Genomic DNA, 21,766 nt, shown 5'->3' with positions numbered 1-21,766 from the left:
CAAACCCGGCGTGTCCGGACCCGACCGCAAAACCTCGATGAATTCCATCACTGCCCCTTTGCAGCCCGCGGCCAAACCGCGTTCGCGGCTGCGCTGGCCGGACGCGAGAAGCTGGCTCGCCGCCGCTCAATGGCTCGTCACGCTGCTGCTGTGCGCGTTTCTGATCGTGCCGGTCGTCATGTCGATCATGGCCGGTCTGACGGTCAACTACTTCAAGGGTCTCTCCAGCGGACTGACGCTGCGCTGGCTCGCCGAAGTGTGGACGCAGTATCACGGCTCGGTGTTCCTGTCGCTCGAAGTGGCGGCCGCGACCTTGCTCATCACGCTGCTGACCGGCGTGCCCGCAGGCTACATGCTCGCGCGCAGCAAGACGCGACTGTCGCGCATCATCGAAGAGTTCCTCGTGCTGCCGATCGCGCTGCCCGGTCTCGCGTCCGCGCTCGCGCTGCTGGTGGTCTACGGCGGCTTCACGGCGTTCCGGATGAGCGTCGCGTTCATCGTCGTCGGGCATGTGGTGTTCACGCTGCCCTTCATGGTGCGCGCGGTCGCCGCGGTGTGCGCGAGCAGCGATCTGCGCACGCTCGAAGAAGGCGCGGCGAGTCTCGGCGCGAGCTTCGTCACACGCTTCGTGACGATCGTGCTGCCGAACGCGAGGCCGGGCATCGTCGCCGGCGCGCTGGCGGTGCTGACGCTGTCGATCGGCGAATTCAACCTCACGTGGATGCTGCACACGCCCGACACGAAGACGCTGCCGGTCGGCCTCGCCGACACCTACGCGTCGTTGCGCATCGAAATCGGCAGCGCGTACACGATCCTGTTCTTCATCATGACGATGCCCTTGCTCGTCGCGATGCAGTGGCTCGGCGTCGATGCGACCGGCCAGCGCAGCGCGGCGCAACCACGCGGAGCCGCTTCTTCAGCAAAGTCCGCTTCGAAATCCATCAACACGCGATGAAACCCGACTCCGTTCCCATCACGCTCACGCAATGCGCGAAGACGTTTCGCGGCACCCGCGTGCTCGAACCGCTCGATCTGACGATCGCCGCGGGCGAGACACTGGTGTTGCTCGGCCCGTCCGGCTGCGGCAAGACCACGACCCTGCGGATGATCGCGGGACTCGAAACGCCGGACGCCGGTGGGCGCATCGCGTTCGGCGACGACGACGTCACCGCGCTGCCGATCGAAAAGCGCCAGGTCGGCATGGTGTTCCAGAGCTACGCGCTGTTTCCCAATCTGAGCGTACGCGGCAACATCGGTTATGGCTTGAAGATCAAACGCGTGCCGGCCGACAGCGCACGGCAACGCATCGACGAACTGCTCGGCATGATGCGTCTCGCCGCGCACGCCGACAAACCCATCGATCAGCTCTCCGGCGGCCAGCGCCAGCGGGTGGCACTGGCTCGCGCACTCGCGGTGCGGCCGCGCGTGCTGCTGCTCGACGAACCGCTCACGGCGCTCGATGCGCGTTTGCGCGACACATTGCGCAGCGAGATGAATGCGCTGCTGCGCGAGCTGGGCATCACGACCATCTACGTGACGCACGATCAGGCCGAGGCGATGGAACTGGGCGACCGCGTCGTCGTGATGAGCGCGGGACGCATCGAGCAGATCGGCGCGCCGCGCGACATCTACTATCGGCCGGCGAACCGCACGGTCGCGCAGTTCATCGGCACGATCAACCGGCTCGCGGGCGAACGGCGCGACGGCATGCTGACGACGACCGGCGGCGCCGTGCCGTTGCCGTCGAACCCCGCGCATGCAAGCCATGCGCACGAGCTTTTCTTCCGCCCCGAAGACGCTTGGCTGGCCGACCCGGCGACCGCGCAGTTGCGCGGCCGCATCGAAAGCACTGCGTTTCTCGGCGAACGCACGCGTCTGACGATCGGCGGCGCCGCACCGGACACGTTGCTGATCGACGTCGCGGGGCGGGTCGAACTGGCGCGCGGCACGCCGGTCGGCATCTCGATCGCGCAGGACGCGCTGATTGCGCTATCGTAATGACGCCGCGCCGCGTCTTGGCGCGCAATAAAAAGGACATCCCCATGCTGCTGGCTCAAATTAGCGACCTGCATATCAAGCGGCCCGGCGCGCTCGCTTACCGCCGCGTCGACACCGGTGCGTATCTGGAGCGCTGCGTCGCCGCGCTCAATGCACTCGAACCGCGTCCCGACGCGGTGATCATCACCGGCGACCTCGTCGACCAGGGCGACCCTGAACAGTACGAGCATCTGAAGACCCTGCTCGCGCCGCTCGCGATCCCGTACTTCCTGATGGTCGGCAATCACGATGAACGCGCCGCGTTGCGCGCGGCGTTTCCCGAGCGCGCGGAATTGCGCAGCGGCGGAGAGTTCGTGCAATACGCGCTCGATGTCGGACCGCTGCGCGTGATCGCTCTCGATTCGATGGTGCCGGGCGAAAGCGCCGGCAATCTGTGCGACGCGCGGTTCGCGTGGCTCGCGACACAACTCGATGCAGCCCAAGGCAAGCCGACGGTGGTGGCGCTGCATCATCCGCCGTTCGTCTGCGGGATCGCCCATATGGATGAACTGCGGCTCGACCCCGCCGCGGCCGACAAGCTCGCGGCGTTGATCGCGCGTTATCCGAATGTGGAGCGGGTGATCTGCGGGCATGTGCATCGGCCGATGTTCGTGCGCTTTGGCGGCACGATCGCGTCGGCGGTGTCGTCGCCCGCGCACCAGGTCGGACTCGATCTGCGCGACGACGCGCCGTCGGCGTTCGTCATGGAGCCGCCCGCGTATGCGCTGCATCGCTACGATCCGGCCACCGGCATCGTCACGCACCACGCGTATGTGGAGGCCGCCGACGGGCCTTATCCGTTCTACGAGTCCGAAGGCGAATTGATCGACTGAGCGTGCCCGCTCACGCGTTGATGAAGGTTTCGCGCACGCGCCGGGACAACCTGAAATACGGTATCCCGAGCGCGGCGGCAATCACGGCCTGAACAAAACCGTCGGCCGGGATCGCGATCCCGATGCCGATCGCGCGGCTCATGGTGTCGCCGAACAGATACGCGCCGGCGCGCATCACGACGACCGCGAACAGCCACACTTGCACCTGCGCCGGAAAGCGCGCCGCCCTGCGCCATACGAGCAGCGCGAGCCACCCTGCCCCTGCCACGATGAACCCGCCGATCAGCGCGTCGAGCCCCGTGAGCACAATCACGATGCGATACCAGCGGTGCGTTTCATGACGGATGAACACATCCAGCAGTTCCCATTCGAGCATCAGCTTGAGCGGATCGCGCACCGAGATGGCGGTCATAAGCGTCCACGCCGCGAGGCCGATCAACGCGAGGAGCAGCCAGCCGCCGATCAGTCGCGGTACGGGTTTCATGGTCGGGGTCATCAAGTGGGTCGTGTGAGCGGGCGTGTCAGCGGTTCGGCCGGGCGCGCCGATTTTACGAACTAAAGCCGAACGACTATCTCAATTTGGCAGCGCGGGGCTAGCAGTGGCCGCGCTTTTCGCGAAGTTCGTGACCGTCAGCACGATCCGCCCCGCTCCGGTATGATCGGCACGCTTGAGGACCGCGCATGGGCCGGTCCGTCGACCCGCCGCTCCCATGTCAACTTCCGACACTTCCACTCCCGCTTCCGCCGACCGGTCGTTGCGCGGTCTGCTATTTCTGCTCGCCACCATCGCTGGCGTCTCGGTCGCGAACATCTATTTCAACCAGCCGCTGCTCGCCAACTTCCGCCAGTCGTTTCCTGGCAGCGCGTCGTGGGTCGGCGTGGTGCCGGCCGTCACGCAGCTCGGCTACGCCGCCGGCATGCTGCTGCTGGCGCCGCTCGGCGACCGCTTCGACCGGCGCCGTCTGATCCTGCTGCAGATCGTCGGCATGTGCGTCGCGCTCGTCGTGGCGGCGGCGGCGCCGACGCTGTCGGTGTTGATCGTCGCGAGTCTGGCGATCGGTGTGCTCGCCACCATCGCGCAGCAGGCGGTGCCGTTCGCGGCCGAACTCGCGCCGCCTTCCGGGCGCGGCCACGCGGTCGGCATGGTGATGAGCGGTTTGCTGCTGGGGATTCTGCTGGCGCGGACCGCGTCAGGCGTGATCGCCGAATATTTCGGCTGGCGCGCGGTGTTCGGCGCGTCGGTCGTCGCGTTGCTGGCGCTGGCGGTGGTGATCATCCTGCGTTTGCCGAACAGCCAGCCGACCTCGAAGCTGCCGTACGGCAAGCTGCTGCTATCGATGTGGCATCTGGTGGTCGAGCATCGTGCGCTGCGGGAAGCGTCGCTGACCGGCGCGGCGCTGTTCGCCGCGTTCAGCATCTTCTGGTCGGTGCTGGCGTTGCTGCTGGCGGGCGCGCCGTTTCATCTCGGGCCGCAGGCGGCCGGGCTGTTCGGCATCGTCGGCGCGGCGGGGGCGCTGGCCGCGCCGCTCGCCGGCAAGTTTGCCGACCGCCGCGGACCGCGCGCGATCATCACCGTCTCGATCGTGCTGGTGGCGCTTGCATTCGTCGTGTTCGGCGCGTCGGCGAAGAGCATTGCCGGGCTGGTGGTCGGCGTGATCGTGCTCGACATCGGCGTGCAGGCCGCGCAGATTTCCAATCAATCGCGCATTTACGCGCTGAAGCCCGACGCACGCAGCCGCGTGAATACGGTGTACATGGTCGCGTATTTCATCGGCGGAGCACTCGGCTCGGGGGTCGGCGCGGCGGTCTGGCCGGCTTTGGGATGGCTCGGCGTCAGCGTGGCCGGGATCGTGTTCGCGGGACTGGCGGCGTGGAACCATCTGCGGCTGCCGGCCCGCGCGGCGCATTGAGGCCACGCTCGGTTCGCCATCCGTTCGCGCTCGCTTCGCGCTAACGCCTCATCGCCGCGGAGCGCTCATCCGCCGCTTCGCGCAGACGCATACTCGTGCAGCGCATCGATCACCCGGTCGAATTCGAACGACTTGTCGTAAAAGTGGCGCACGCCATACTGTTCGCAGCGCTCCCGATACGCGGGCAACGCATGGTTGGTCAGCACCGCCGCAAACATCGAGTCGATCAGCCCTTCGCGCTGCAAGTAGGCCAGCACGGGCGCGCCCGAGCCCTGCTTCAACTGCAGGTCGACGATCACCGCATCGAAGGCTTCATCGTTGAGCAGCGCGATCGCCTGATCGGCGCAATCCGCGTAGGCGGCTACCCGCAGCAAACCGGACGCGTCGATCGCTTCCACCAGGCTGCGGCGGATCAGCGGCGAATCCTCGATCAGCAACACGCGCAACGGCGCGTGACGGGCTCGCTCGGCAACGGTGTTCGCTTCGCTGTTCATCCGGGTATCTCGATCATCCGTTATTCGATCAAGCCGTTCTTGATCGCGTAATAAGTCAGATCGGCATTGTTCGCCAACCGCATCTTCTCCAGCACGCGCGCCCGGTAAGTACTCACCGTCTTCACGGACAGATGCAGTTCCTCCGCGATCTCGGTGGGAAGCCGCCCCGCCGCGAGCTTGCAGAAGATCTGGAATTCGCGCTCGGACAGCGCTTCATGCGGCCGTCCCGCGGCCGGCTTGTCGAGATTGTCGGCGAGCGTATCGGCCACCGCCTCCGACAGATAACGATGTCCGCGCGCCACCGCGCGAATCGCCCGCACGATTTCATCGGGCTCGCAGTCCTTGTTCAGATAACCGTTCGCGCCCGCGCGCAGCAGGTTGATCGCGTATTGACTCTCCGGGTAGCCCGACAGAATCAGCACGCCCTGTTCGGGACGCATCTGCTTGATCACGCGCAGCGTGTCGATGCCGTTCTTGTCCGGCATCGCGATGTCGAGCAGCACCACGTCGAACGCCTGCTCGCGCACGAGGCTGATCGTTTCGTCGCCGGTCGCGGCTTCGGCGGCGACGCACATATCCGGCTCGTCGGCGACGAACTGTCTGAAGCCACCTCGGACGATCGCATGGTCGTCAGCTATCAACACTCGAATCATCGGCTTGGTGTCCGTGCGATGGAATCGCTCCAAAGCGGACATTGTAATGACCTCCAGCATGGTCTTGGCCGGAACGCCGGAACGCCGGAACGCCGGAACGCCGGAACGCCGGAAGGCCGGAAAGCGGATGGCGCCTGACCGGCGCGGGAAACCTCCAGACCCGCCCGCGCTTGCCGCGCCGCCCGCCTGGACTTCGTTATTCGCGGCCCTGCAGCAGATCCGCCATATCGTCGGCATGCTCTTCTTCGACCGCGAGAATGTCTTCGAACAAACGGCGCGTCGTCACGTCCTTCTCGCCGAGATAGCGGATGATCTCGCGGTACGTGTCGATCGCAATGCGCTCGGCGATCAGATTCTCCTTGATCATCTCGGTCAGACTGCCGCCTTCCTTGTATTCCGAATGCGAGCGCGTCTTCAGGCCGTCCGGCGCGAAATCCGGCGCGCCGCCCAGTTGCACGATGCGCTCGGCGATGCTGTCGGCGTGGCCCTGCTCTTGCGACGCATGCACCGCGAACTCCGCTGCCACGGCCTCGGAGTTGATGCCCTTGGCCATGAAATGATGCCGCTTGTAACGCAGCGTGCAGACGATTTCGGTGGCCAGCGCATCGTTGAGCAGCTTCAGCACCGTCTCGCGGTCCGCGCCATAGGTTTGCGTGACCGGACCATCCGACATGTGCTTGCGCGCGTCCTCGCGGATCTTCTTGATGTCCATCACGAACGGATCGCTGGATTGAGATGCCGCGCCGTGGGCGCCAGTTTGCTTCGCCATTGAGTTTCTCCTTTATCCGGTATGGGGGAATTGCGCATCCCGCACGGTGCGCGCCTGATGCGCCGGTAGAGAGAATGACTACGCGTCTAACGCGCTCGGGTTCGCGCGTCTAGGTTCGGAACACGCCGAGCAGCAGCGTAACCACGAACACGACGAGAAAAATGTAGAACAGGATCTTCGCGATTTCGGCCGCGCCCGCCGCGATGCCGGTAAAGCCGAACACGGCGGCAATGATCGCGATCACGAAAAAGACGACGGCATAGTGAAGCATGGCGATTCTCCTTGCGGTTGGTATCGGCTTGAAGCGCAGCGCTCCCCGCTGCCGGGATGCGGCGCGCAACCGGTGCGCCGGGCGGCGCTAATCGATGATTTTTTTCGTCACCACGAAGCCCAGCACGAGGAACACCACGCACAGAACGACGAACACGACGAACAGGAACTTCGCAAGCGCCGCCGCGCCGGCCGCGATGCCGGTAAAGCCGAGAAGGCCAGCGATCACCGCGATGACGGCGAACAACAATGCCCACTTCAACGTGATGGCTTCCTCCGGAAACGATGACTGAACCACCAGGTCCATCCTATCGAGCGGCGGCGCTGCGCGCATTCCGACGCACGCCGGTTTTCGTGTGAGAATCCGCTTACATTGGATTACGGCCGTGTTACGCAGCGGATGGTCGCCGGAGGCGACGGACGGTTACACTGATGCCCCAGCCGAGGAGCCGAATGTGCCAAATGTGCAGAACGGGTCGAGCGCGCGGAACCCGGCGGCGCCAGTCGCCGCAGCGCGGCTGAGCGACTGGATGCGCAAGCGCAGCTGGGCGATTGCGATGACGGTGGCGATCGTCATTACTGTGGGCGGCCTGGTGATTCTCGAAACGGCGCGCCAGCGCATTGCCGCCGAATACGAAACCGCGCTCGAAGCGCGCGACGTCACCGTGCAGCTGAGCACCCTCGCGAGTCAGCTAGCGCGTCTGAGCGCACAGGAAAACCATTTTCTTCTGACGAAGGAAGACGCGTCCGCCCACGCTTTTTGCGCGAGCGCTGCGAGCATTCGCCAGAGCACCCGGCAATTGGACCGCTTCTACCGCGGCGGCCGGGCGGACAGCGCCGAACTCGCGAGCTTCACGCAGATTCTCGCGCTGATCGAAGCGCGCATCGGCGCCGGCGCCGCCGCGATGCAACGCGCGGCGCCACAGCCGCTCGATCTCAGCGCATGCGGCAGCGCGAGCGACGTCAATCCGGCCGATGCGTCGCTGATCGACAGCACGCTCACGCTGCTGCGCGACAACGAGGAGCGCCGCGCGCAGCACGCGCTCGCCGCGAGCCGCGCCGATCAGCGTATCTCGACGCTGTGCGCAGCGGGCCTGTCGGCGCTGAACATCGTGCTGTTCATTCTGCTGTTCCGCAACCTCGGCATTCAGATCGATCGACAGGCGCGCGTGCAGCGTCAGATGATCACGCAGCAGGAAGAACTCGACCAGCTCGTCAACGAACGCACCCGCCAGCTCGAAGCGCTCGGCTGGCACCTGCAGGCGGTCAGCGAAAACGAAAAGACGCAGCTCGCGCGCGAACTGCACGACGAGCTCGGCGCGATCCTGACCGCGAGCAAGATGGACGTGGCGTGGGCCAGCCGCAAGCTGAAGGACAGCGCGCCCGACATCGCCGACAAACTCAAACGCGCGCTCGCCACTCTCGACCAGGGCATCGCGCTGAAGCGCCGCATCATCGAAGACATGCGGCCCACCGTGCTGGCGAACTTCGGGCTCGTCACCGCGCTGCGCACGCTCGCCGACGAAGCCGCGCAGCGCAATAACTGGACGCTCGAACTGCACCTGCCCGCCGACGATATCCAGCTCGACGAGCAAACGGAGATTGCGCTGTTCCGCGTCGCGCAGGAGTCGCTGACGAATGCCGCGAAGTACGCGCGAGCGTCGAAGCTGTCGATCGCGTTGCAGGTCGGCGACGGCCAGGTGGCACTGCAAATCGCCGACAACGGCGTCGGCATCACGCCGGCCGATCTGAAGCGCACGCATACGCATGGGCTGCTCGGCATGCGCCAGCGGGTCGCCGCGCATGGCGGACGCTTCGAGATCCGGCGCGGCGTGCCGAACGGCACCGAGATCGACGTGGTGATGCCGAGCGTCAGCACCGCGACGCCGTCGGTCGATCTGCCGCCGGCATCGCCGTCGCGAACGCCGGTCTAGCAAGGCCGCGCGGCATCTTGCAGTCATCGTTGTAGGAGTGCGCCGACGCAAACACCGGAGCACGCCTACAACAAAATCGCAGCGCAACCGACAGCGCCGCCCCCGCCCTTTTTTTAACATGCAGTCAGACCGGACCGACTGGCGTAAGCCCCGGTCGGGCGACAAACGCGTGCCGTTCAACACGGTCGCGTCAACCGACGCATTCTCGACAGGGAGAACTTTCATGACTCGACTGATCGCTTTGCTTCTCATTGCCGGGGCGGCTGCCGCGCTCGCCGGTTGCAACACGATGGCGGGCGCTGGTGAGGATATTTCGAAGGGCGGCAACGCCCTCACGAACTCGGCGGAAAAGGCCAAGTAACTTGTGCACGAGTAGGTGAAGGGCCGGTGCCTCGCGGCGCCTGGCCATTCGGGTATTCGACAGCCCGTCGCGGGGAATCGCGGCGGGCTTTTTTTGCGGGCGTTCTGTGGCGGTTCCGTGGGCTTGGGTAGGCATCCCTGACAAAACCATCAACAGCACCCGCACCAATCGATGCACCGACCGCTACGGTGGCAGCATCGAGAACCGCATGCGCAATCCAGGCACAGCCCAGCCACGATTCAAACGAACCTCAAGCAAGCGCCTTCTTCCTGTAATCGAACCAGAAAGACAACCCCACGCTCGCCAGAATCACGATGGTCGCGATCACCGTCGAACGCGTGACCGGCTCGCCGAGCAGCAGCGCGCCAAGCGCGACCGCGACCACCGGATTCACGTACATGCAGCTGCTGGCAATGATCGGGCTGGTGTGGCGGATCAGAAAACCGTACGCGACGTACGCGGCCATCGTGCCGACCAGCATCAGGTAGACGAACGCCAGCACCGGCGGAAAATGCACCTCGAGCATCCGCTCGCCGGAGGCCCACGCGACCAGCGTCGACATCGCGCCGCCCAGCCCGATCTGCAGCGCGGTCGAAAGAAACAGATCCGACGGCAGCTTCAGACGCCCGGCCAGATGCGCGCCGCCCGCCCAGAACAGCGCGCCGCACAGGATCGCCAGACTGCCGCCCGCCGACCCCGGCGCGCTGTCGCCGTGACTCAGAATCGCGATGCCGACCAGACCCAGGCCGACCGCGAACCACTCGCCCCGGCCGATCTTGCGCCCGGCGACGGCCGCGATCACCGTCGCGAACAGCGGCACGGTCGCCACCATCACGGCCGCGGTGCCGGTGCCGACGGTGCGCATCCCGTAGGCCAGCATGCCGCTCGACAAGCCCACCAGCATCGTGCCGACGAGCCCGGCATGGCAAATCTCGGCGAAGCTCGGCCAGAGCGGCTTGCGGCGCACCGCGAAAACGAACAGCCCGATGCCGGCAAACAGGTTGCGCAGCCCGGAGAGCAGCAGCGGCGGGAACGACCCGAGGGCGACGTGCACGGCGAGATACGTCGAGCCCCACACGAGATAGACGACGGCGAGCGCGAGCGCGATCTGGCCGTTGTGCGATTGCGGCAGGCGGATCGGGAAACCGCGCGGGAAACCAAGCGAAAAAAGACTGGGGCGTTGCTGCGACATGCGTTCAACCCGCCGCTGCCGCTCGAGGTGCTGCGCCCCCGCTGAAGACCCGGTGGCGGGATGGCGGACGCCGCATCGGCGATGCGGTCTGACGGGCGAGGCTGGCGGACATGTCGGCGGAACGGAAGGACGATAGATGGCCAATGGGGCCACAACGCCGCGGCGCACGCAACAAATCGGGCCACGACGAACACGCGCCAAAGCTTCGGCGCGCATCGCATTATGCAGTAAGCGCCCACCGCGTCGAGCGAAAGAATCGTAACTTTTCGGCGTACTTGCAACAGAAAAGCCGGGGACGTATCCCCGGCTTCTTTCATCGCACCCGACACCGGCCCGCTCGCGCTACGCGACCGGCATCGGCGGCATCGGTGGCATCGCTCAGTTGGCCATCGCCCCCGACGCTTCATGCTTCATGCCGGCCCCCTCACCCTTTTTCATCTTGTCGTGCTTCATCGTGTCCTTCTTCATCGTGTCCTTCGACATGCTGTCTTTGGACATCGCATCTTTCGACATCGAATCGTTGGACATCGCGCCGCTTGCCTGGGCGAACGCGGCGCCGCCGCTGGTCAGCAGGGCGACGGCCATTGCTGCGATTGCGAACTTTTTCATGGGATGACTCCGTGTGTTGTGGATGAATCAGAACCGGCTCGAGCCGGCGGTTTTCCGAAGCTGCTGCCGCCCAGGGTCGCGCGCGGGCTTGCACGTGAGCTTGCCCATGCTCGACCCGCGCGCGTCAGGAGCCTCCGAACCAGTTGTAGCCCTGGTCGACCCAATAGCCGCCCGGGAACGTGTTGGTGACGAACATCTCGACGATGTGCTTCGGATTCTTGTAGCCGAGCTTGGTCGGCATGCGCAGCTTCATCGGGAAGCCGTATTTCGCGGGCAGACGCTCGCCGTCGTACGAGAACGTGAGCAGCGTTTGCGGATGCAGCGCGGTCGGCATGTCGATGCTTTCGTAGTAGTCGTCGGCGCATTTGAAGCCGACGTACTTCGCGCTGGTGTCCGCGCCGATGCGCCGCAGAAAATCGCCGAACGGCGTGCCGCCCCAGCGGCCGATCGCACTCCACCCTTCGACGCAGATGTGCCGCGTAATCTGCTCGGCATGCGGCAGCGCGTACAACTCGGGCAGCGTCCAGACCCGCTGGCCGGTGACGAGGCCGCTCACCTTGAGCTTGTAGTCGGCGCCGTCCACGACGGGCACGTCGTCAATGCCGTAGTACGCGTTGAACGGAAACGGCCGGGTGAGTTGCGCTTCGGTGTAGGTCGGCGCGAGTTGCTTCGGGTCGAACAGCGCGGCTTGCGCGCGGTCGTTCAGACGCGACACCGCGATCAAAAATCTGTTCACCGAATCGTTGTCGGTCAGCGAGCAGCCGGTCAGCATCGACAGACCGCCGAGCGTCAGAAGCCGTTTGCCGAACAGCCGCCGCGACGGCATCGCGAGCTCGCGCCGCGCGTCGATCAGGATCGATTCGCGGTCGAGCGTGGGGCGGCCCGGTCGGGCGGGTTTTCCAATGGGCGTGTTCATGATTCGATATCCATAACGTTTGCGCAGACGTGGTTCACCGGCCGCGCAGCATGGCCAGCAGCGAGCGCGGCACGAGCGCCACCATCGCCACGTGCACGGCAAGGAACGCGGCCAGCAGCGACATCGCGGCAAAGTGGACAACGCGTGCGTTGTCGTAGCCGCCCATCAGTTCGCGCAGCAGCGGAAACTGCACCGATTTCCAGATCGCGAGCCCCGAGAGCACCAGCACGATCAGATCGCAGATCACGAACAGGTAGGCGAACTTCTGCACCGCGTTGTAGACGCGCAGATCGGCGTGCGAAAGCTTGCCGGTCAACGCGGCGATAAAGTCGCGCAACACGGCGCGCGGCGACACCGGCAGGAACTTGCGCACGAAGCGCCCGCTCGCGAGATTCAGCGCGAGGTACACGAGGCCGTTGAAGACCAGCAGCCACATCGCCGCAAAATGCCATTGCAGCGCGCCGCCGAGCCAGCCGCCGAGCGTGATGGACGGCGCAAAGCGGAACGCCGGAAAGATCGGCGACGCGTCGTAGATGCGCCAGCCCGACAGCATCATCACGATGGCGGCGAGCGCGTTGAGCCAATGCGTGATGCGCACCCACAGCGGATGAACCACGCCGGTGTTCGGCGCGGCCGGCGTTGCGCGGTCACGGACTGCATGAGGCGTTGCCATGAGGCTCTCCTGGAGATGAGGGCGCGGCTGACCGCGTGTCGATTGGGTGTCGATCACGTGTCGATCACGGTCAGCGGCATGCGGCCAGTTCGGCCACTTGCAGCACGTCGCCGGTCGCAGCGTTTTCGACGAAGGCGACCACGCCGAACCGGTCGGCGGGCGCAGCGGCGTTGGCGTCGGGATTGGCGTCGTCGACGCGGATATCGCTGCGGATCTGCGCGCTGCCCGCGACGAGCGGCACCGGGCCGATCCACTGCCGCACGACTCTCTCGTGATGCAGCGTCGCGCCGCTGTTTTCGCCGGCGCCGACGTGCGAGCTCAGCGAGTTTTCATAGACCGCGAGATAGGCGTTCAACGCGCCCGCGCCTGGCGCGGCCTTGCTGGTGAATTGCGCATCGACGTTGAACGACCCTTGCGCGTGCGGCGTCAGTTGCAGCGCAACGTTCGCTTGCGCCGGTTCGGCCACGACCTTGCCGATGCGGCTCTGGAAGCTGTCGCGTTGCGACCAGCTGCGCAGCTCGCGGCCCGCGACGAAAATTTCCGGCGTGTAGATGGTGTGGCCGCCGGCGAGATCGGTCAGCGTCTGCTGCCGTTCGGTGAAGCGATGCTGTGAGAAGCGGTCGGTCCAGCCGAGGCCGTTCCAGTAGTCCACATGCAGCGCCAACGGCACGATGCTTTGCGTCGCGCCGCTGTCCTTCCATTGACTCAGCCAGTTGTCGGCGGGCGGGCAGCTATTGCAGCCTTCGCTGCTGTAAAGCTCCACCAGCGCCACACGATGTGCCGGGCTGCGCGCGTTGCACAGCGTGCCGGCCGCGCTCGCAATACCGCTGGCGACGAAAGCGCCCAGCGCCATGCCGAGAGCGAGGGCTCGAGTGAAACGCCGATGGTCTCGGCGGGTACGCGCGGTTTGCATGACGTGCTCCCATCAGGATCTGCACGTTTGTCGAACCGCACGGCCGGTTATGACAGCCCGTTTCTAATTTTTTTGCTCGACGTCCGAAGGGCGGCTCGTAAAGTCAATCGTAGCTCACGATAACCGTCACGCGCGTATCCGTTTCGGCATGCTTCGGCGACAGCGACAACACCCCGCCATCACGGCCAACCTGGTAGTGTCCGCTGCGGGCCACGGCAACCTGTCCGCGGCTATCGGCAAAACGCGCCGCCACGAGATCGCGCGCTGTGCGGCGCACCATCGCCTTGCCAGACAGCAGCCTTTGCTATCGACCTCACAGACCCATTAACGATATTTTTACGATAGGCTTGAACGCATCACGTACGACAAGACGCTGCACGTTGCATCATGTGAACGGCGCGTCACAAATTGGTAAAGAACACGCTCGATCACGTGCTAACATTCACCTTTCTATCGCGCCGCATTCAGCTTTCAAACGGCGCCCACCCCACCTTCGTCCGACACCTGCCGGCTACCTCGATGCGCTTTCCGATTTCCCGCGCCCTCACCCGTTTGCGCCCCCGCCGCGCAACCGGCTGCGCGCGCGTGGACTTCGCGCCGCATCGGGCCGGCCAGCCGTCCCGAACGCTCCCGCTTCCCGCCGCCCGGCGCCCGATCTAACGCTGTCCGCTCCATAGCCTGGGCCGCGTCGTCGGGCTCCGGGCCGATCTCATCCGCACGCAGCCCCCTTACATGCAGATCGAACTGGAGTACCCGTCGTGAAAAAAACGAAACCCTGTTACCTGACTGAACTCGACGTCGCCCGTCTCGAGAAGCACGCGTCCTCGCCCGGCGCCGACGCGAAGCTGCAAGACATGCTCGACGACGTCCTCGAGCGCGCGGTGATCGTCGACTCGCGCGAGATTCCGGCCAACATCGTCACGATGAATTCGCAAGCCACGCTAATCGACGAAGCGAGCGGCGAGCACATGACCTGGACCGTGGTCTATCCGCCCAACGCGGACTTCGCGCAAGGCCGCCTCAACGTGTTCTCGCCGGCCGGCCTCGCGCTGCTGGGTGCGAGGCGCGGCGACCGGATCCGCTTCACGCCGCCAAGCGGCACGCAGAAGGTGCTGAAGCTCGAAAAGATCCTGTATCAACCCGAAGCCGCCGACGATTTCTCGCTGTAAATCGCCCACGCGAGCGGCGCAAAACCATTGCGCCGCATCCCGCCCGGCCACCCTGTCAGAACAGGAACAGGGCATTGCAGCCCGCAGCCCGATGCGTCGCCAGTCGTAAGACTCATCAAGACCGGTTGCCAAGCAGCGGGTGGGCGGTGTATCGTGTGCGCTGCTAACGCGGGGGTCCTGCGTCGCACGGGGGTTGGAGGTCCGTGCCGCGCGGGTGAGAAATACCCTTTGAACCTGATCTGGATAATGCCAGCGCAGGGAAGCGTACGGATTTCGCACTCCAGCTCCATCGCCTCACCTCTCGCGATTTCCGACTACTTCCATCTCGTCTCCTGCTTAGCGGCCCCACATTGCTTTGCATGGAGACACGCATGAACGCCAATCCGAAGTTCCTTTCCGCCGACGCCCATGTCGACGAAGCCGCTGTTGCGCCGCTGCCGAATTCCCGCAAGGTCTACGTGACCGGCTCGCGTGCCGATATCCGCGTGCCGATGCGCGAAATCTCGCAGGCCGACACGCCTGACAGCTTCGGTGGCGAAAAGAATCCGCCGGTCTATGTCTACGATACGTCGGGCCCGTACTCCGATCCGCAAGCCAGGATCGACATCCGCGCCGGTCTGCCGGCGCTGCGTCAGGCCTGGATCGAAGAGCGCGGCGACACCGAAGCGCTGAGCGGCCTGTCGAGCGATTTCAGCCGCGAGCGCGCCGCCGACACGGCGACCGCCGAGCTGCGCTTCCAGGGCCTGCATCGCACGCCGCGCCGCGCGATCGCCGGCAAGAACGTCTCGCAGATGCACTACGCGAAGCAAGGCATCATCACGCCGGAAATGGAGTACATCGCGATTCGCGAGAACCAGCGCCGCGCCGAGTATCTGGAGAGCCTGAGGACGAGCGGCCCGAACGGCGAAAAGCTCGCTGCGATGATGGGCCGCCAGCATCCGGGCCAGGCGTTCGGCGCGAGCGCATTCGGTCCGAACGGCCTCAGCGAAATCACGCCGGAATTCGTGCGCGAGGAAGTGGCGCGCGGCCGCGCGATCATCCCGAACAACATCAATCACCCGGAAAGCGAACCGATGATCATCGGCCGCAACTTCCTCGTGAAGGTGAACGCGAACATCGGCAACTCGGCGGTGACCTCGTCCATCGGCGAGGAAGTCGACAAGATGACGTGGGCGATCCGCTGGGGCGGCGACACGGTGATGGATCTGTCGACCGGCAAGCACATTCACGAAACGCGCGAGTGGATCATCCGCAACAGCCCGGTGCCGATCGGCACGGTGCCGATCTATCAGGCGCTCGAAAAGGTCAACGGCCGCGCCGAAGATCTGACGTGGGAAATCTTCCGCGACACGCTGATCGAGCAGGCCGAGCAAGGCGTCGACTACTTCACGATTCATGCGGGCGTGCGTCTGCAATACGTGCCGCTCACCGCGAAGCGCATGACCGGCATCGTCTCGCGCGGCGGCTCGATCATGGCGAAGTGGTGTCTCGCGCATCACAAGGAAAGCTTCCTGTACGAGCACTTCGAAGACATCTGCGAAATCATGAAGGCATATGACGTGGCCTTCTCGCTCGGCGACGGGCTGCGTCCCGGCTCGATCTACGACGCGAACGACGAAGCGCAGCTCGGCGAACTGAAGACGCTCGGCGAACTCACGCAGATCGCGTGGAAGCACGACGTGCAGACGATGATCGAAGGCCCCGGCCACGTGCCGATGCAGTTGATCAAGGAGAACATGGACCTGCAACTGCAATGGTGCGACGAAGCGCCGTTCTACACGCTCGGACCGCTCACCACCGACATCGCGCCGGGCTACGACCACATCACGTCGGGCATCGGCGCGGCGATGATCGGCTGGTTCGGCACCGCGATGCTGTGCTACGTGACGCCGAAGGAACACCTCGGCTTGCCGAACAAGGACGACGTCAAGACCGGCATCATCACCTACAAGCTCGCCGCGCACGCCGCCGATCTGGCGAAGGGCCATCCGGGCGCGCAGGTGCGTGACAACGCGTTGTCGAAGGCGCGCTTCGAATTCCGCTGGGAAGACCAGTTCAATCTCGGGCTCGACCCGGACAAGGCGCGCGAATTCCACGACGAAACGCTGCCGAAGGATTCGGCCAAGGTCGCGCATTTCTGCTCGATGTGCGGCCCGCACTTCTGCTCGATGAAGATCACCCAGGACGTTCGTGAATTCGCCGCGCAGCAAGGCGTCACCGACGACGAAGCGCTGAAGAAAGGCATGGAAGTGAAGTCGATCGAGTTCATGAAGCAAGGCGCCGAGATTTATCAGCGGCAGTAAGGTACGAGTCGCGCAACGGGCGCCGGATTGACAGTGCCCGCTCCGCCTCGACATCGCATCGCATCGCATCGCATCGCATCGCAGCATCGAAGCCCGCCACTGGCGGGCTTTTGCGTTTCTCCGGTATCGGGCATGCCGCATGCTTGAGATGGGAAACATTTGATTACGAAGCCGACAGTCCGCTGACAAGCTCATACATCTGGATACGGGCCGCGCGGCTAACATCAAATGCAAGGACGGGGTGTTCTGTCCCGCGGTTTTCTGTCCCATCACGACAGCCACTTCCAATTACACCAACTGGAGTCACCATCATGAAATCGATTCGTCAAATCGGTACGCTCGCAGCCATCGTTGCCATCGTCACGAGTCTCTCAGCGTGTGACGGCATGAGCCCGCGGACACGCGATACGGCAATCGGCGCGGGCGTGGGCGGCGCCGCGGGCGCGGTGATCGGCGGCAGTGCGCTGTCGACGCTCGGCGGTGCGGCGGTAGGCGGCGTCATCGGCAATCAGGTCGGCAAGTAACTGACGCGCAAACGGCGCGAGTCGACGCAAACAGGCGAGACGTGAGTCGCACGCGGGTTGAGTTGCGGATTCAACCTGCGGCTCTCTGAATACGAATACCTTCTTGACGACGCTCAAAGCGAGTCGCCCAGGCTTCAACTCAGCTTCAAAAGACGCGGTGCCATGACGTGAAATAAGCCGTTACGGTTTTGCAGCCGTGTTCGCGCTGTGGCGGCCTAAGCTGAAGTAGTTACGCCGTCGATGGCGGCGTACGGTTCAACCAGGAGCGCGTCATGAAGTCCCGCGTCATCAACAATTTTCGCGCGACGGGCCCATGGCCGACGCGCGGCTTTTCACGTTTATCCCAAACAGGCGTCGCGCTCGGCGGGGCCGTCTGCGTTCTGACGTTGTCCGGCTGCTATTACCCATACGGTTACTATCCGTCCGGCTATTACCCTGCTTCTTACTATTCAACCGTCCCGTCGACGGCCGCCCAGCAGGACGTCCCGGTTGGCCAGGCCGGTTCGGCCGATGCGCAGCAACAGCAGCAGGCGCGGGTGCAGCAGGATCCGCCACCCACCTATGCGGTGGCGGCCCCGCCCGTCTATGTGGCGCCGGCTTATCCCGCCTACTATCCGCCGGTCTACCCCGCCTACTATCCGCCGGCCTATTACGGGTATCCGGGCTACTATGGACCGTCGGTGGCGATCGGCATCGGCGGCTATTGGGGCGGCGGCTGGGGACACCACCACTGGCACTGAATCTCGCGGGCTGGCTTCAATGCCACTCGCCTCACTGCAAGACGGGCACACGCCGGTAAAAATTCACCGACCTGCCCGTCCCATTCGTATCTCGCGCCGCGCACCGATTTGCCTTACGCCAGACGCAGAGACAAGACCCAAATTTTCGCCATCCGGCTTCCTGCGCCGTAGTTTCCCTTCTTGACGTGCTCGCGCGGGGTTCTATGCTTGGGAAAGCCACATACAGCACCCGTTTAAATAAGCATCGCGGTCCATCCCATACGTTCCGCCGTCGCTCATCCGTCCTGCCGGAGCGACGCGCCAGTCACACGTGGACCCGCGTCGATTCGAACAAAACCAAGGAGACGTGATGTTTCACCAACTACTCACCCCAGTCGGCAATTCGCTGTTCCCCTCGTTTCTCGTCGCCGCGCTGCCGATCATCGTCGTGCTGCTTCTGCTCGGCTGGGCGCGTCGGCCAGCCTGGCAGGCGTCGCTCGCGGGACTGATCGTCGGCCTGGTCGTGGCGATCTTCATCTGGCAGTTCCCCGTCGGACTCGCGCTCAACTCGGTGTTCGCCGGCGTGGTGTTCGCGTGCTGGCCAGTCATGTGGATCGTGTTCACGGCGATCCTGCTTTACAACATCTCACAACGCTCGGGCCGCTTCGCGGCCTTTCGCATGTGGATGATCGACAACCTGCCCAACGACCGGCGGGTCGTGCTGGTGGTGGTCGGTTTTTCGTTCGGCGCGCTGCTCGAAGGGATTTCCGGCTTCGGCACGCCGGTCGCCATCACCAGTTCGCTGCTGATCCTGCTCGGCTTTCCCACGCTTGAAGCGCTCACCTTCACGCTGATCTTCAATACGGCGCCGGTCGCGTTCGGCGCGCTCGGCGTGCCGATCACCGTGCTCGGCGCGGTGACGCACCTGCCGTCCGACGTGCTCGCCAAGATGGTCGGCCGCCAGTTGCCGTTCTTCGCCTTCCTGCTGCCCTTCTACGTGATCGGCGTGTATGCGGGCTTTCGCAACATGCTGCGCGTGTGGCCGGTCCTGCTGGTGTCGGGCGCGAGCTTCGCGCTGACACAGTTCGTCTCGTCGAACTTCGTGAACTACAGCCTGACCGACGTGCTGTCGTCGATGGTGTCGCTGATTCTGACGATCGCGTTCCTGCGCGTCTGGAAACCGGCCGCCGATCCGAGGTTCGCGGTCAATGTCGACCGCGTCGGCGAAGTGCGCGGCAAGATCGGCGGCGGCCAGGGCTGGTATCCGTGGATCATCGTGTCGGTGGTGGTGATCGTCTGGACGATCGCGAGGGTCTTCACGATCGGCGACGTCAAGGTGCCGTGGCCGGGGCTCGACAAGGCCGTGTTCATCACGCTGTACAACACGCCTTACGCCGCGATCTGGGACTTCCAGCCGCTCGCCACCGGCACCGCGATTCTGGTCGCGGCGCTCATCACGACTGTCGTGGTGGGCCTGAGCGCGCGCGAATTCGGCAAGGCGATCGCCGACACGTGGGTGCAGACGCGCATCGCCATCCTGACGGTGGCGACCATCGTCGGCCTCGCATATCTGATGAACTACTCGGGGCTCAACTATACGCTTGGCCTCGGCGTCGCATCGGTGGGACCATTCTTTCCGCTGGTGTCGGCGTTCCTCGGCTGGGTCGCGGTGTTCCTGTCCGGCAGCGATACGTCGGGCAACGCGCTGTTCGGCAATCTGCAGGTGGTGGCGGCCAATCAGTTGAATCTCAGCCCGGTGTTGATGGCGGCGACCAACTCGTCGGGCGGCGTGATGGGCAAGATGATTTCGCCACAGAACATCTCGACCGGGGTGGCGACCACCGACCTCAAAGGCAAGGAAGGTGTGGTGTTCGCGAAGACCTTCAAGCATTCGATCCTGTTGACGGTGTTGCTGGGCTTGCTGGTTTGGGCGCAGCAGAACTTCCTGCAGTGGACGATTCCGCACTGACGCGTGCTGCACGCGGGTTCTGCCTGGCGGATTGCTGGGCGCGCCGCGCCGCCGCAAAATAATTCACGCTTTTCAGGCGCGCCCCAACCCCGCGAAGGCCTCCTCCAACCCATCGGACCCGCCATATCGCAATTTTTCTCACATCAGTGTGAGAATTGCTCGTTTTGCGCACGCCGCGGCAGCGCTTACGATGAGAAGCTTCGGACGCCTCGATCTCCTGAATCTTGCCGTTTCATTCCAGCCTGAAACGTTTCGTGCGATTGCGCTGCTACGATGCGCAGGCGTCTCGACTCAACCGCGCGCGGCGCCACCCCAATGAAACCTCAAAACCTGTTGCAATTGCTGATTCTCGCCGCCCTGTGGGGCGCGTCGTTTCTGTTTATCCGTGTCGGCGTGACCGACTTCGGTGTCGCCCCGCTGATGGCGCTGCGTGTCGGCATCGGCGCGGCGTTTCTGCTGATCGTGCTGGTCGCGCGGCGGCCGCTGCGGCAGTCGGCGACGATCCTGCGCACGCGCGCCTTTCCGCTGCTGGTGGTCGGCATTCTGAATTCGGCGGCACCGTTCTGCCTGTTTGCCTACGCTGAATTGACGCTGTCGGCGGGCGTCACCTCGGTGATCAATGCGTCCACGCCGCTATGGGGTGCGCTGGTCGGCTTTCTGTGGCTGCGCGACCGCCTGAGCGCGCCGCGCACGCTCGGTCTCGTGATCGGCTTTCTCGGCGTATTGATGCTGGTGTGGGATCAGATCGCCGCACCGAACGGCTCGGCCGCAACCCCGCTGAGCACTGCGCTCGCGGCCGGCGCGGCGCTTGGCGCGACGCTGTTGTACGGCATCGCCGCCAACTACACCAAGCGCCACCTGACCGGCGTCGATGCGCTGAGCGTCGCCGCCGGCACGATGACCGGCGCGACCATCGTGCTGCTGCCGCTCGCCGTGATCTACTGGCCGGCCGCGCCGATCTCGCTGCACGCGTGGGCCGCGGTGATCGCGCTGGGCGTCGCATGCACCGGCGTCGCGTACATGCTGTTCTTCCACCTGATTGCGGTGGCCGGCCCGGCGCGCGCGATTACCGTGACCTTCGTGATTCCGATCTTCGGCATTCTGTGGGGCGCGCTGTTTCTCGGCGAAGGCGTGTCGCCCGGCATGCTGGAAGGCTGCGCTGTGATTCTGGTCGGCACCGCGCTCGCCACCGGCGTGATCAAGCGTCTGCCGTGGATCGGCACGCGCCGGGCCGATACCTGAAGACCGTTTCGCGCGACGCCTCCCGGCGTCGCCGCTGTGCGTCCTCTTCCGTATTTTTTGGCCATGCGGCCGCTTTGCCCGCTGCGGCTAGTCGCTGCGAATCCCCAGTACCCCAAAAATTGCCCGCACTTCGTCGGCGTGCGGGCGAAACCGTCGCCCTGCGCGGACACGCGACGCGGCCACCGAGGCCGCGCGCGACGGGCTGCGATCGCTTCCGTCGCGGCGCAACGCAACACAACACAACGCGACGCGACTCAACGCATAAAGCCCGAACAT

Annotated in this window: 24 protein-coding genes and 1 riboswitch; of the genes, 12 read left to right on the top strand and 12 right to left on the bottom strand. The window is 64.9% G+C overall.

Annotation, left to right across the window (positions count from 1 at the left end; all coding sequences use genetic code 11):
• The first annotated feature begins 37 nt into the window (after positions 1–37).
• Genes HV744_RS09730 through HV744_RS09720 form a run of 3 tightly spaced genes read left to right on the top strand, consistent with a single transcriptional unit; the run spans position 38 to position 2,870 of the window.
• Positions 38–955 carry an ABC transporter permease gene (locus tag HV744_RS09730; RefSeq protein ID WP_246278995.1) on the top strand — a complete coding sequence of 306 codons (918 nt, stop codon included), beginning with the start codon at positions 38–40 and terminating at the stop codon, positions 953–955.
• A complete protein-coding gene (locus HV744_RS09725; RefSeq protein ID WP_175149303.1) occupies positions 952–1,998 on the top strand; it encodes an ABC transporter ATP-binding protein in 1,047 nt (348 codons plus the stop codon). Before HV744_RS09730 ends, HV744_RS09725 begins: the two co-directional genes overlap by 4 nt.
• A gap of 44 nt (positions 1,999–2,042) precedes the next feature.
• Complete coding sequence (locus tag HV744_RS09720; protein WP_175149302.1) at positions 2,043–2,870, top strand: phosphodiesterase; 828 nt, start codon at positions 2,043–2,045, stop codon at positions 2,868–2,870.
• 10 nt (positions 2,871–2,880) lie between these two features.
• Here the strand turns inward: HV744_RS09720 and HV744_RS09715 are convergent, their stop codons facing one another.
• On the bottom strand, positions 2,881–3,354 hold the full coding sequence (locus HV744_RS09715; protein WP_246278994.1) for a DUF2569 domain-containing protein: 474 nt from the start codon (positions 3,352–3,354) through the stop codon (positions 2,881–2,883).
• Between the two features lie 226 nt (positions 3,355–3,580).
• Between HV744_RS09715 and HV744_RS09710 the strand changes: the two genes are divergently transcribed.
• Positions 3,581–4,780: an MFS transporter gene (locus HV744_RS09710; protein WP_175149300.1), complete on the top strand. Its 1,200-nt coding sequence runs from the start codon at positions 3,581–3,583 to the stop codon at positions 4,778–4,780.
• Positions 4,781–4,845: 65 nt separating this feature from the next.
• On the opposite strand, the gene HV744_RS09705 is transcribed toward HV744_RS09710, so the two are convergent.
• The 5 genes from HV744_RS09705 to HV744_RS09685 form a co-directional block, all read right to left on the bottom strand.
• On the bottom strand, positions 4,846–5,274 hold the full coding sequence (locus tag HV744_RS09705) for a response regulator (RefSeq protein ID WP_175149299.1): 429 nt from the start codon (positions 5,272–5,274) through the stop codon (positions 4,846–4,848).
• A 20-nt stretch (positions 5,275–5,294) separates the two neighbouring features.
• Positions 5,295–5,927 (bottom strand): response regulator, encoded by a 633-nt coding sequence (locus HV744_RS09700; RefSeq protein ID WP_175149298.1) that lies wholly within the window; start codon positions 5,925–5,927, stop codon positions 5,295–5,297.
• A gap of 196 nt (positions 5,928–6,123) precedes the next feature.
• Positions 6,124–6,696: a ferritin-like domain-containing protein gene (locus tag HV744_RS09695; protein WP_175149297.1), complete on the bottom strand. Its 573-nt coding sequence runs from the start codon at positions 6,694–6,696 to the stop codon at positions 6,124–6,126.
• Positions 6,697–6,805: 109 nt separating this feature from the next.
• Positions 6,806–6,967, bottom strand: a complete 162-nt coding sequence (locus HV744_RS09690) for a DUF1328 domain-containing protein (RefSeq protein ID WP_075643714.1) — start codon at positions 6,965–6,967, stop codon at positions 6,806–6,808.
• A gap of 87 nt (positions 6,968–7,054) precedes the next feature.
• Positions 7,055–7,264 (bottom strand): DUF1328 domain-containing protein, encoded by a 210-nt coding sequence (locus HV744_RS09685; RefSeq protein WP_246278993.1) that lies wholly within the window; start codon positions 7,262–7,264, stop codon positions 7,055–7,057.
• 157 nt (positions 7,265–7,421) lie between these two features.
• Between HV744_RS09685 and HV744_RS09680 the strand changes: the two genes are divergently transcribed.
• Together HV744_RS09680 and HV744_RS09675 are read left to right on the top strand one after the other, a co-directional pair.
• Positions 7,422–8,900: a sensor histidine kinase gene (locus tag HV744_RS09680; RefSeq protein ID WP_175149296.1), complete on the top strand. Its 1,479-nt coding sequence runs from the start codon at positions 7,422–7,424 to the stop codon at positions 8,898–8,900.
• Between the two features lie 223 nt (positions 8,901–9,123).
• Positions 9,124–9,261, top strand: coding sequence for an entericidin A/B family lipoprotein (locus tag HV744_RS09675; protein WP_175149295.1), 138 nt, complete (start codon positions 9,124–9,126; stop codon positions 9,259–9,261).
• 250 nt (positions 9,262–9,511) lie between these two features.
• Here the strand turns inward: HV744_RS09675 and HV744_RS09670 are convergent, their stop codons facing one another.
• From HV744_RS09670 to HV744_RS09645, 6 genes are all read right to left on the bottom strand, one after another.
• Complete coding sequence (locus HV744_RS09670; RefSeq protein ID WP_175149294.1) at positions 9,512–10,453, bottom strand: EamA family transporter; 942 nt, start codon at positions 10,451–10,453, stop codon at positions 9,512–9,514.
• Positions 10,454–10,831: 378 nt separating this feature from the next.
• Positions 10,832–11,062, bottom strand: a complete 231-nt coding sequence (locus HV744_RS09665; protein WP_175149293.1) for a pentapeptide MXKDX repeat protein — start codon at positions 11,060–11,062, stop codon at positions 10,832–10,834.
• Between the two features lie 124 nt (positions 11,063–11,186).
• Positions 11,187–11,978, bottom strand: a complete 792-nt coding sequence (locus HV744_RS09660; RefSeq protein WP_175149292.1) for a molybdopterin-dependent oxidoreductase — start codon at positions 11,976–11,978, stop codon at positions 11,187–11,189.
• A gap of 34 nt (positions 11,979–12,012) precedes the next feature.
• Entirely contained in the window at positions 12,013–12,651 is a 639-nt protein-coding gene (locus HV744_RS09655; protein ID WP_175149291.1) for a cytochrome b/b6 domain-containing protein, read from the bottom strand.
• A gap of 70 nt (positions 12,652–12,721) precedes the next feature.
• A complete protein-coding gene (locus tag HV744_RS09650; RefSeq protein ID WP_175149290.1) occupies positions 12,722–13,564 on the bottom strand; it encodes a DUF1223 domain-containing protein in 843 nt (280 codons plus the stop codon).
• Between the two features lie 103 nt (positions 13,565–13,667).
• Entirely contained in the window at positions 13,668–13,844 is a 177-nt protein-coding gene (locus HV744_RS09645) for a hypothetical protein (RefSeq protein ID WP_175149289.1), read from the bottom strand.
• Positions 13,845–14,322: 478 nt separating this feature from the next.
• On the opposite strand from HV744_RS09645, the gene HV744_RS09640 reads away from it, so the two are divergent.
• The 6 genes from HV744_RS09640 to HV744_RS09615 all read left to right on the top strand — a co-directional run bounded on the left by HV744_RS09640 (position 14,323) and on the right by HV744_RS09615 (position 21,490).
• The gene (locus HV744_RS09640; protein ID WP_175149288.1) at positions 14,323–14,733 is read left to right on the top strand and encodes a GreA/GreB family elongation factor; all 411 of its coding nucleotides are present in this window, start codon (positions 14,323–14,325) and stop codon (positions 14,731–14,733) included.
• Between the two features lie 160 nt (positions 14,734–14,893).
• Positions 14,894–15,012: riboswitch (TPP riboswitch) on the top strand.
• A 92-nt stretch (positions 15,013–15,104) separates the two neighbouring features.
• Positions 15,105–17,036, top strand: coding sequence for a phosphomethylpyrimidine synthase ThiC (gene thiC / locus HV744_RS09635; protein ID WP_175149287.1), 1,932 nt, complete (start codon positions 15,105–15,107; stop codon positions 17,034–17,036).
• Positions 17,037–17,347: 311 nt separating this feature from the next.
• A complete protein-coding gene (locus HV744_RS09630) occupies positions 17,348–17,560 on the top strand; it encodes a glycine zipper 2TM domain-containing protein (protein WP_175149286.1) in 213 nt (70 codons plus the stop codon).
• 272 nt (positions 17,561–17,832) lie between these two features.
• Entirely contained in the window at positions 17,833–18,300 is a 468-nt protein-coding gene (locus tag HV744_RS09625) for a hypothetical protein (protein WP_175149285.1), read from the top strand.
• A 349-nt stretch (positions 18,301–18,649) separates the two neighbouring features.
• Positions 18,650–20,248 carry an L-lactate permease gene (locus HV744_RS09620; protein ID WP_175149284.1) on the top strand — a complete coding sequence of 533 codons (1,599 nt, stop codon included), beginning with the start codon at positions 18,650–18,652 and terminating at the stop codon, positions 20,246–20,248.
• Positions 20,249–20,563: 315 nt separating this feature from the next.
• Complete coding sequence (locus HV744_RS09615; RefSeq protein WP_246278992.1) at positions 20,564–21,490, top strand: DMT family transporter; 927 nt, start codon at positions 20,564–20,566, stop codon at positions 21,488–21,490.
• Positions 21,491–21,766: the final 276 nt, after the last annotated feature.

Source organism: Paraburkholderia ultramafica (assembly GCF_902859915.1).
GTDB classification, from domain to species: Bacteria; Pseudomonadota; Gammaproteobacteria; order Burkholderiales; family Burkholderiaceae; genus Paraburkholderia; species Paraburkholderia ultramafica.
The sequence above is the reverse complement of the archived record's forward strand: the minus strand, read 5'-3'. Positions and strand labels throughout refer to the sequence as shown.

Bases quoted from the DNA above. Each gene is read 5' to 3' on its own strand.
- HV744_RS09730 (WP_246278995.1), top strand. From the start codon at position 38: ATGAATTCCATCACTGCCCCTTTGCAGCCCGCGGCCAAACCGCGTTCG.
- HV744_RS09725 (WP_175149303.1), top strand. From the start codon at position 952: ATGAAACCCGACTCCGTTCCCATCACGCTCACGCAATGCGCGAAGACG.
- HV744_RS09720 (WP_175149302.1), top strand. From the start codon at position 2,043: ATGCTGCTGGCTCAAATTAGCGACCTGCATATCAAGCGGCCCGGCGCG.
- HV744_RS09715 (WP_246278994.1), bottom strand. From the start codon at position 3,354: ATGAAACCCGTACCGCGACTGATCGGCGGCTGGCTGCTCCTCGCGTTG.
- HV744_RS09710 (WP_175149300.1), top strand. From the start codon at position 3,581: ATGTCAACTTCCGACACTTCCACTCCCGCTTCCGCCGACCGGTCGTTG.
- HV744_RS09705 (WP_175149299.1), bottom strand. From the start codon at position 5,274: ATGAACAGCGAAGCGAACACCGTTGCCGAGCGAGCCCGTCACGCGCCG.
- HV744_RS09700 (WP_175149298.1), bottom strand. From the start codon at position 5,927: ATGATTCGAGTGTTGATAGCTGACGACCATGCGATCGTCCGAGGTGGC.
- HV744_RS09695 (WP_175149297.1), bottom strand. From the start codon at position 6,696: ATGGCGAAGCAAACTGGCGCCCACGGCGCGGCATCTCAATCCAGCGAT.
- HV744_RS09690 (WP_075643714.1), bottom strand. From the start codon at position 6,967: ATGCTTCACTATGCCGTCGTCTTTTTCGTGATCGCGATCATTGCCGCC.
- HV744_RS09675 (WP_175149295.1), top strand. From the start codon at position 9,124: ATGACTCGACTGATCGCTTTGCTTCTCATTGCCGGGGCGGCTGCCGCG.
- HV744_RS09670 (WP_175149294.1), bottom strand. From the start codon at position 10,453: ATGTCGCAGCAACGCCCCAGTCTTTTTTCGCTTGGTTTCCCGCGCGGT.
- HV744_RS09665 (WP_175149293.1), bottom strand. From the start codon at position 11,062: ATGAAAAAGTTCGCAATCGCAGCAATGGCCGTCGCCCTGCTGACCAGC.
- HV744_RS09660 (WP_175149292.1), bottom strand. From the start codon at position 11,978: ATGAACACGCCCATTGGAAAACCCGCCCGACCGGGCCGCCCCACGCTC.
- HV744_RS09655 (WP_175149291.1), bottom strand. From the start codon at position 12,651: ATGGCAACGCCTCATGCAGTCCGTGACCGCGCAACGCCGGCCGCGCCG.
- HV744_RS09650 (WP_175149290.1), bottom strand. From the start codon at position 13,564: ATGCAAACCGCGCGTACCCGCCGAGACCATCGGCGTTTCACTCGAGCC.
- HV744_RS09645 (WP_175149289.1), bottom strand. From the start codon at position 13,844: ATGGTGCGCCGCACAGCGCGCGATCTCGTGGCGGCGCGTTTTGCCGAT.
- thiC (WP_175149287.1), top strand. From the start codon at position 15,105: ATGAACGCCAATCCGAAGTTCCTTTCCGCCGACGCCCATGTCGACGAA.
- HV744_RS09630 (WP_175149286.1), top strand. From the start codon at position 17,348: ATGAAATCGATTCGTCAAATCGGTACGCTCGCAGCCATCGTTGCCATC.
- HV744_RS09625 (WP_175149285.1), top strand. From the start codon at position 17,833: ATGAAGTCCCGCGTCATCAACAATTTTCGCGCGACGGGCCCATGGCCG.
- HV744_RS09620 (WP_175149284.1), top strand. From the start codon at position 18,650: ATGTTTCACCAACTACTCACCCCAGTCGGCAATTCGCTGTTCCCCTCG.
- HV744_RS09615 (WP_246278992.1), top strand. From the start codon at position 20,564: ATGAAACCTCAAAACCTGTTGCAATTGCTGATTCTCGCCGCCCTGTGG.